This window comes from Pseudomonas sp. CM27 (genome assembly GCF_013179515.1).
GTDB lineage: Bacteria > Pseudomonadota > Gammaproteobacteria > Pseudomonadales > Pseudomonadaceae > Aquipseudomonas.
In genome coordinates this window covers 1-7239 of sequence record NZ_JABMCN010000285.1, presented here as the reverse complement: position 1 = coordinate 7239, position 7239 = coordinate 1, and the positions used below count along the sequence as shown (strand labels likewise).

The window sequence follows — 7239 nt, the reverse complement described above, 5'->3', positions numbered from 1 at the left end:
GGAAAAGTGCGATGAATCAATTTGCGATTCTGTACGGAGATCGGTTCATCAGGCCAACCTGGTGAAATCAAGGCCTGCCGGGCGGCAGGCCATTACCGGCCCGCACACAAAAAACCTGACACTCCCGACCAAGCCAGCCCCCGCCAGCAGGCGGGGAGACCGGCCCCCATCCGCGTACTACTTTAGTACTACCTTTGCTGTCTATCGTCGCATTCACAAAGCACCGCCACTGGCATGTAATGGCTCCATAACAAAAAGGAAAAACCCCATGCCACGTGCCCTGCCCCGGCTCCCATGCCCTCTGCTGGTGGCCCTTTCACTCAGCCTGTCACTGAGCGTGGCCCAGGCCGACACGGCGCCGATGTTCTCCCCCGAAGGCTATCGCACCACCCTCTATCGCAGCCCGACCCCACAGCAAGTCGACGGCGGCCAGGTCATCGATACCGCTGCCCTGCAAACGCTGCTGAGCCAGCAACCCCGGCCGGTGCTGATCGACGTCTACCGCAGGCAATGGCTGCAAGGCCGCTTCATCGAGGACGAACCCCACAGCAACCTCCCCGGGAGCCTGTGGCTGGCCAATACCGGCGACGGCGAATTGAGCCCGGCCTGGCAGGCCTACTTCGTGCGTAACCTGCAGGCAGCCAGCGCCGGGCAGCCGGGGCAAGCGCTGGTGTTTTACTGCCGCGCCGATTGCTGGTTGAGCTGGAACGCGGTAAAACGCGCAAAAGCCCTCGGCTATCACAACCTGTACTGGTACCGCGACGGTCTGGACGCCTGGCAGCAGGCCAACCTGCCGCTGCAGCCGGCCCAACCGGTGCCTTTCCCCTGAATACACTGCCTGCGAACACGTGCCCGCCCTATCCAATAAAAACGAGGTGAAAAGGCCATGTACAAAATTCTGATTGCCGACGATCACCCACTGTTTCGCGAAGCCATCCACAATGTCATCAGCGATGGCTTCCAAGGCAGCGAGGTCATGGAAACGGCCGACCTGGACAGCGCCTTGGCATTGACCCAGGCGCATGAGGACCTCGACCTGATCCTGCTCGACCTGAACATGCCCGGCATGCACGGGCTCAATGGCCTGATCACCCTGCGCAACGAGGCGCCGACCACGCCCGTGGTGATCGTCTCGGCCGAGCAGGAAAAGCAGGTCGTGCTGCAGGCCATTACCTACGGCGCCGTGGGGTTCATCACCAAATCCTCGCCGCGCTCACAGATGATCGAAGCGATCGAGCAGATCCTCAACGGTAACGTGTACCTGCCGCCCGACATCATCCGCGCCCAGAAAAGCAGCACCAGCCGGCGCCTCAACGACACCCCGAGCTTCCCGCCCGAGATGCTCCAGGCGCTGACCCGCAAACAACTGCTGGTGCTCGAGCGCATGACCAAGGGCGAGTCGAACAAGCAGATCGCCTACACCCTGGATATCGCCGAAACCACAGTCAAGGCACACGTTTCGGCGATCTTGCGCAAGCTGAACGTGCACAACCGCGTGCAGGCCATCCTCAGTGCTGGCGATATCGATTTCGCTGACTACCTGCGGCGCTGAGCTGGACCGGCGTACCGGCAAGGCAGCGCTTACATTGGCATGGCCAGCAGGTGACTCATCGCGGTCTTGAGCTTCATCGGCCGCACCGGTTTGTGCATGAGGGTGTGGCCCAGCTCGCGGATCTGCTGCTTGAGTTCGTTGCTGTAGTTGGCGGTGATCATCAACGCCGGTAGGGGCTGGGCGCGGCGAGCATTGATCCGGGCCACGGAGTCGATACCATTGCAGTCATTGTCCAGGTGGTAGTCGGCGATCAGAAGGTCTGCCCTGGCGTGGTAGTTGTCCACCTGGCGCGCCAGGTCTTCTTCCGACAGCGCGGTGACTACCTGGCACCCCCAACCCTCAAGCAATGTGCGCATGCCGGCGCAGATTGCCGCATCGTTATCCAGCACCCACACCCGCGCACCACGCAGGCGTTCGAGTGTGCGTGCGCAGGTCGCCTGGCTTGGCTGGGGGCTGGGTGCTACTGCGCTCAGCGGCACTTCGACGGCGAATACCGAGCCCTTGCCGAGCCACGAGCGCACCCGAATGCGATGGCCGAGAATGCCGGCGATCTTTTCCACGATCGCCAGGCCCAGACCCAGGCCACGGTCCTGGTCCGGGCGCTGTACATCACCGCGCCTGAACTCCTGGAACATCTCTTCCAGATGCTCTTCGGCGATGCCGATACCGCTGTCCCACACTTCGATCCGCAGACCGCCGCGCAGGCGTCGGCAACCCAGCACCACGCGCCCGCTGCGGGTGTAGCGGATGGCATTGCTGAGCAGGTTGCGCAGAATGCGCGCGAGCAGCTGGATATCACTGCGCACCACGGCAGAACAGCCCACGAAGTGCAGTTCAAGCCCTTCGCTGCGCGCCACCTGGGCATATTCGGCGGCGAGGTTGTCGATCAGCTCGCTGAGGGCGAACGGGGCGACATCGGCCTTGATCACCCCGGCATCGAGCTTGGAAATATCTACCAGGGTGCCAAGCAGGTTCTCCACGTCCTCCAGCGAGTTGCTGACGTTGCGTACGAGGTGGGCGCTGTTGTGTAGTTCCCCGCGCTCGAGCAAGGCGCTGGTAAACAGCCGCGCCGCGTTCAACGGTTGCAGCAGGTCATGGCTCACCGCAGCGAGAAACTTGGTTTTCGACAGGTTGGCCTGTTCGGCCTCGCGCTTGGCCTCTCGCAGGCGCGACTCGACCCGGCTGCGTTCTTCGATTTCGCGCAGTAGCTGGTCGTTGAGGGTGGTGAGTTCGGCGGTACGTTCGCGCACCCGCAGTTCCAGGTGCTGATAAGCCTGGTGCAGCGCCTGCGCAGTGTTACGGCGCTCGGTGATGTCGCGGATCAGCACGAAGATACCCACCACCTCGCCACTGGCCAGCCGGTTGGGAACGTAGGAACGCAGCATGTAGCGCTCCTGGCCGTTGCTGTTGGTTTCGGCAAATTCGAAGGTTACGCTCTCCCCCGCCAGCGCTTGCGCCACGTAGCCTTCCAGGCGCCGGTAATGCTGCTCGCTGTGGGCCTGGCGCAGGCTCTGGCCAAGCATCACGCCGCGCGGCCAGCAGTACCATTCTTCATACACCTTGTTGGTGAATTCATAGACCAGGTCGGCGTTCAGGTAGGCGATCAGCGCCGGGACATTGTCGGTGATCAGTCGGATCTGGTGCTGGTGGGCAGTTTCGTCCCGCTGCCGGGCCTCACTGAGCAGCCGGTTGACGGCCTTGAGCTCAGCCATGGCCTGGCTCAGGGCATCTGTGCGTTCGCGCACCTGTTCCGCCAGCACCACGGAATGCTGGAACGCTGCATAGGGGTCGTTGCCGCGAGTGACGCCGGACTCGATGCGTTCGATCAGCGCGCCATTGATGCGCTGCAGCTTGTGGTTCTGGCGCTGCAGGCCGGTGACCTCGGCCTGCAGTTCAGCGACCGACGGCAGGCCGGGGGCGGGCAATGGCGACCCCGGTGAAGGTCTGGTTGATGTGCATGCCATTGAACTGCTCTCCGTAGGTGTTGAAGCCGATCACCCGCTGCTCGCGCAAGCACGCACCAACTGGCTCCAGGCCATTGCGGCCCTCCAGTTCCAGGCGCCGCAGGAAGCAGTCGCAGCCGATGGTCAGCAGCAGCTGGCCCAGGCGCTGGCGCAGGCCATCGAACAACTGTTGCAGGTTCGGCAGCAGCGGCCCTGGGGTCATGGCCGTGAGCACGATGCCGTTTTCCACCGCGCAATAGAAACTCAGGCTGAGGTCCGGGTGCACCTGCTGGATTGCCCGCACGTAGTACTGGTCGTGTATGCGCACGGCCAGCGGGTGGGCGGCGAACACCCGGTAATCAAGCGCATGCACCGGCACACCGATGTGGCGGGCGTATTCCTCGGCAGCGGGCTCGGCATTCAGTTCGAAAACCCGGCGCTGGGCACTGTCGGCGCCGGTGACCACCAGCTTTTCGTGACGCGGCAGGATGTGGTGCGTGGTGAACACTTCGAAGTCGAGCCAGGTATTGACCAGCACCACCACTGCCGCGCCGTGGTGAAACGCGCCGCCGAAATACACGTGGGTGCGGGTGAGGTAGTTGTCGTCGCCGGCCGAGCCTCCGAAATGCGGGATGTCCCCCAGTGCCGCGCTGAGCGCGGCAAGCACCATTTCCTCGCGGCTGGACAAGCCGTCGAGCAGGGTCAGGGCAAAGGTGTGGCCCTTGATCGGTGCCAGGGTATTGCTGCGGCAGGTGCCAACCAGGCGTTCGACCATCTGCTGCGCGTCGATCAGGCTGAAGCGCTCCATTTCATCGATCAGCCCGGTGGCGATGGAAAAGTGCCGATGATCGAAGCCCACCGCCGTCACGCAATTACGCCCATAGCCCAGCGGGGTGATCTCGCCGGCGCTGGTGCAACCGACCAGGCGGATGCCGCCGAACCCCTGCTCCAGGGCCTCGGCAAGCTCGCGCAAGTCATATTCGGCAGAGCAGAAAAACAGCACGAAGCCCAGGTGCGGGTGCAGCAGCTGCCGCGCCAGCTCCTGGGCTGCCAGCCGCGCGTCGCTGGCCTGGGACATGGCACTGACCACGCCGTCATTGTGAGCCTGCTGCATGGGGGTCTCCGGCGCGGGGTGGCTGAAAGGTCAGTGTACGAAGGCGGGTATGGGCGGCGAATGCTACTTGGGTAGCGGGTGGCCAGTTCCATGGTCCTGATTTCGCCGACCTGTGCACGGCCCTGCCCCCCGCCACGGCTCACCAGGTCAGCACCGCCCCCACCGCAAAGGTGTCGGTGTCTTCGTTCTGCGCGCTGGTGTCATGCCCGTCGATGGAAAACTGGTTGTACTCCGCGACCAGCTTGAGGTTGTCGTTGACGTCATGGAACAACGCCACCCCGCGGGTCTCGTAGTCGGCACCACTGCCCACCGCGCCGTTGCCATCGTCCTTGGTCTTGCCATAGGACAGCGCCACGCGGTTCTTGCCAACCTTGTACGACCCCTGCAACAGGTAGCCGTCACTGTCGACATTGCGCAACACCGGTTCACCGGCATTGTTGGTGAAGAACGGGTTGATGCCCTTGGCCTGAAACCCCGAACCGGTCAGCGACAACCCGCCCATCTTCGCCTGCACGCCATAACCGACCCCTTTCGAGGTCACCGACTGCACGGTCGGGTCGGTATTGTCGGAGGTCTGGTAGCTGCCGTTGACCCAGCTGTAGACCTGCGCCCCGCCCAGGTCGAACTGGTAGGTGATTTCGCTCTCGGTACGCGGGTTTTCCTGGTAGGCCTTGCCGGTCGGGCTGCTGTCGTTGGTGTCCACCGGGTCCATGATGCCCACCGCCACCCGCAGCCCATCCATCACCGGCGTGCGGTAGGTGATCTGCGAGGTTGGGAACGGGTACGGGTAGCCGCTGCCGATGTTGCCGAAAGACACACCGCCGCCGTCCACCAGTCCCAGGGTGTCACTGACCTGGCCATAGCCTGCCAGCAGCTCGTCGAGCAGGATGTTGGAGCGGGCGAACAGGCCGAAGTCCTTGCCGATCAGCACCTCGCCCCACTCGGGGTTGGCCACGGTGCCGTAGAACTGGCGCACGTCGATGGCGGTGTCGGTACCGTTGGTTTCGCTGTCGTTGATGGTCACCCAGAACGAGGCACGCGCGCCAAGTTTCAGGTCATCCACCTGCTTGCCCATGTTGAAGCCCAGGTAGTTGGGTAAAAAGCCCATCTTCACCCGCGACTGGCGGCGATCGAACTGCTCGCCCTCGCGGTCGACCTTGCTGTTGACATAGAAAGCGTTGATGTAGCCGTCGGTGGAGAACGTCGTCTGGTCCTTGTCGTACAGCATGATCTCGGCTTCGGCAACGCCGCTCAGGCCAAGGGCCGAAAGGCTGGCAATGGCGGCTGCGAGGAAACGAGGCGGCAGGTGCTTATTGTTTTTGTGCATGGCGCGCTCCAAACGGGGACGGGATGTCGGAGGCGATTATCAGAAGCGCGCAGACAACCAGGTACGCTGCTTTGGCGCGGGCTTGCCGGTGCTTTGGGCCGGTGCAGGTGGCGCGATGATTTGGGCGCAACACCGGCTTGGGCCCGGTGCCGGCACTTCGGTTGTAAGCCGCACGGGCGGCCACGGCTCGAGACGTTAGCAGGCGTACGCCGCGCAAACGCTAGTCGAAATGGACGATCCGCAATCACACCGCCGCGCTTATTGTCGTTACAAGGTGGGCAGCTGTCCGCCTCCCGCAGATCGAGGGAGAGCCTATGAAAGTGCTGGTAAGTGTCAAACGAGTCGTCGACTACAACGTCAAGGTGCGCGTCAAGGCGGACCACAGCGGTATCGACCTGGCCAACGTGAAGATGGCCATGAACCCCTTCTGCGAGATTGCCGTGGAACAAGCCGTGCGCCTCAAGGAGCAAGGCATCGCCAGCGAAATCGTGGTGGTATCGGTGGGCCCGGCTGCCGTTCAGGAGCAACTGCGTACTGCCCTGGCCCTGGGTGCCGACCGTGCCATCCTGGTCGAAGCCGCTGACGAACTGAACTCCCTGGCCGTGGCCAAGGCGCTGAAAGCCGTTGTCGACAAGGAGCAGCCGCAACTGGTCATCCTCGGCAAGCAGGCCATCGACAGCGACAACAACCAGACCGGCCAGATGCTGGCGGCGCTGACGGGCTTCGCCCAAGGCACCTTCGCCTCCAAGGTCGAAGTGGCGGGCGACAAGCTGAACGTCACCCGTGAAATCGACGGCGGCCTGCAGACCGTGGCTTTGAACCTGCCCGCCATCGTCACCACCGACCTGCGCCTGAACGAGCCACGCTACGCGTCGCTGCCGAACATCATGAAGGCCAAGAAGAAGCCGCTGGAGACCGTCAAACCTGACGATCTGGGCGTTTCCCTCGCCTCCACCAACAAGACCCTGAAGGTTGAAGCCCCGGCTGCCCGCAGCGCGGGTATCAAGGTCAAGTCGGTGGCCGAACTGGTCGAGAAGCTGAAGAACGAAGCGAAGGTGCTTTAATTATGAGGAGCCAGAAATGACTATCCTGGTTGTCGCTGAACATGAAGCCGGCGCCGTAGCCCCGGCCACCCTGAACACCGTAGCTGCTGCCGCCAAGATCGGTGGTGATGTGCACGTGCTGGTCGCTGGCCAGAACGTCGGTGGTGTTGCCGAATCCGCTGCCAAGATCGCTGGCGTGGCCAAGGTGCTGGTAGCTGATAACGCCGCCTACGCCCACGCTCTGCCGGAAAACGTTGCGC

General features: G+C 63.2%; 6 protein-coding genes and 1 pseudogene. 4 read left to right on the top strand and 3 right to left on the bottom strand.

The annotated features are described in order from the left end of the window. Positions 1-268 precede the first annotated feature (268 nt). Entirely contained in the window at positions 269-829 is a 561-nt protein-coding gene (locus HP547_RS25595) for a PQQ-dependent catabolism-associated CXXCW motif protein (RefSeq protein ID WP_172231492.1), read from the top strand. A 57-nt stretch (positions 830-886) separates the two neighbouring features. Beyond that, positions 887-1552, top strand: a complete 666-nt coding sequence (locus HP547_RS25590; protein WP_172231495.1) for a response regulator transcription factor — start codon at positions 887-889, stop codon at positions 1550-1552. 29 nt (positions 1553-1581) lie between these two features. Here the strand turns inward: HP547_RS25590 and HP547_RS25585 are convergent, their stop codons facing one another. The 3 genes from HP547_RS25585 to HP547_RS25575 all read right to left on the bottom strand — a co-directional run bounded on the left by HP547_RS25585 (position 1582) and on the right by HP547_RS25575 (position 5936). Next, entirely contained in the window at positions 1582-3516 is a 1935-nt protein-coding gene (locus HP547_RS25585) for a NahK/ErcS family hybrid sensor histidine kinase/response regulator (protein WP_372242937.1), read from the bottom strand. Next, positions 3446-4609 (bottom strand): nitric oxide-sensing protein NosP, encoded by a 1164-nt coding sequence (gene nosP, locus HP547_RS25580; protein ID WP_172288192.1) that lies wholly within the window; start codon positions 4607-4609, stop codon positions 3446-3448. The genes HP547_RS25585 and nosP overlap by 71 nt, the downstream gene beginning before the upstream one ends. Before the next feature lie 139 nt (positions 4610-4748). After that, positions 4749-5936, bottom strand: a complete 1188-nt coding sequence (locus HP547_RS25575) for a porin (RefSeq protein WP_172232772.1) — start codon at positions 5934-5936, stop codon at positions 4749-4751. A 314-nt stretch (positions 5937-6250) separates the two neighbouring features. On the opposite strand from HP547_RS25575, the gene HP547_RS25570 reads away from it, so the two are divergent. Continuing rightward, the gene (locus tag HP547_RS25570) at positions 6251-7000 is read left to right on the top strand and encodes an electron transfer flavoprotein subunit beta/FixA family protein (RefSeq protein WP_172288190.1); all 750 of its coding nucleotides are present in this window, start codon (positions 6251-6253) and stop codon (positions 6998-7000) included. A 16-nt stretch (positions 7001-7016) separates the two neighbouring features. Then, positions 7017-7239: pseudogene (locus HP547_RS25565) on the top strand (electron transfer flavoprotein subunit alpha/FixB family protein); the annotation flags it as partial.

Coding starts and splice junctions, on each gene's coding strand:
- HP547_RS25595 (WP_172231492.1), top strand. CDS start 269: ATGCCACGTGCCCTGCCCCGGCTCCCATGCCCTCTGCTGGTGGCCCTT.
- HP547_RS25590 (WP_172231495.1), top strand. CDS start 887: ATGTACAAAATTCTGATTGCCGACGATCACCCACTGTTTCGCGAAGCC.
- HP547_RS25585 (WP_372242937.1), bottom strand. CDS start 3,516: ATGGCATGCACATCAACCAGACCTTCACCGGGGTCGCCATTGCCCGCC.
- nosP (WP_172288192.1), bottom strand. CDS start 4,609: ATGCAGCAGGCTCACAATGACGGCGTGGTCAGTGCCATGTCCCAGGCC.
- HP547_RS25575 (WP_172232772.1), bottom strand. CDS start 5,936: ATGCACAAAAACAATAAGCACCTGCCGCCTCGTTTCCTCGCAGCCGCC.
- HP547_RS25570 (WP_172288190.1), top strand. CDS start 6,251: ATGAAAGTGCTGGTAAGTGTCAAACGAGTCGTCGACTACAACGTCAAG.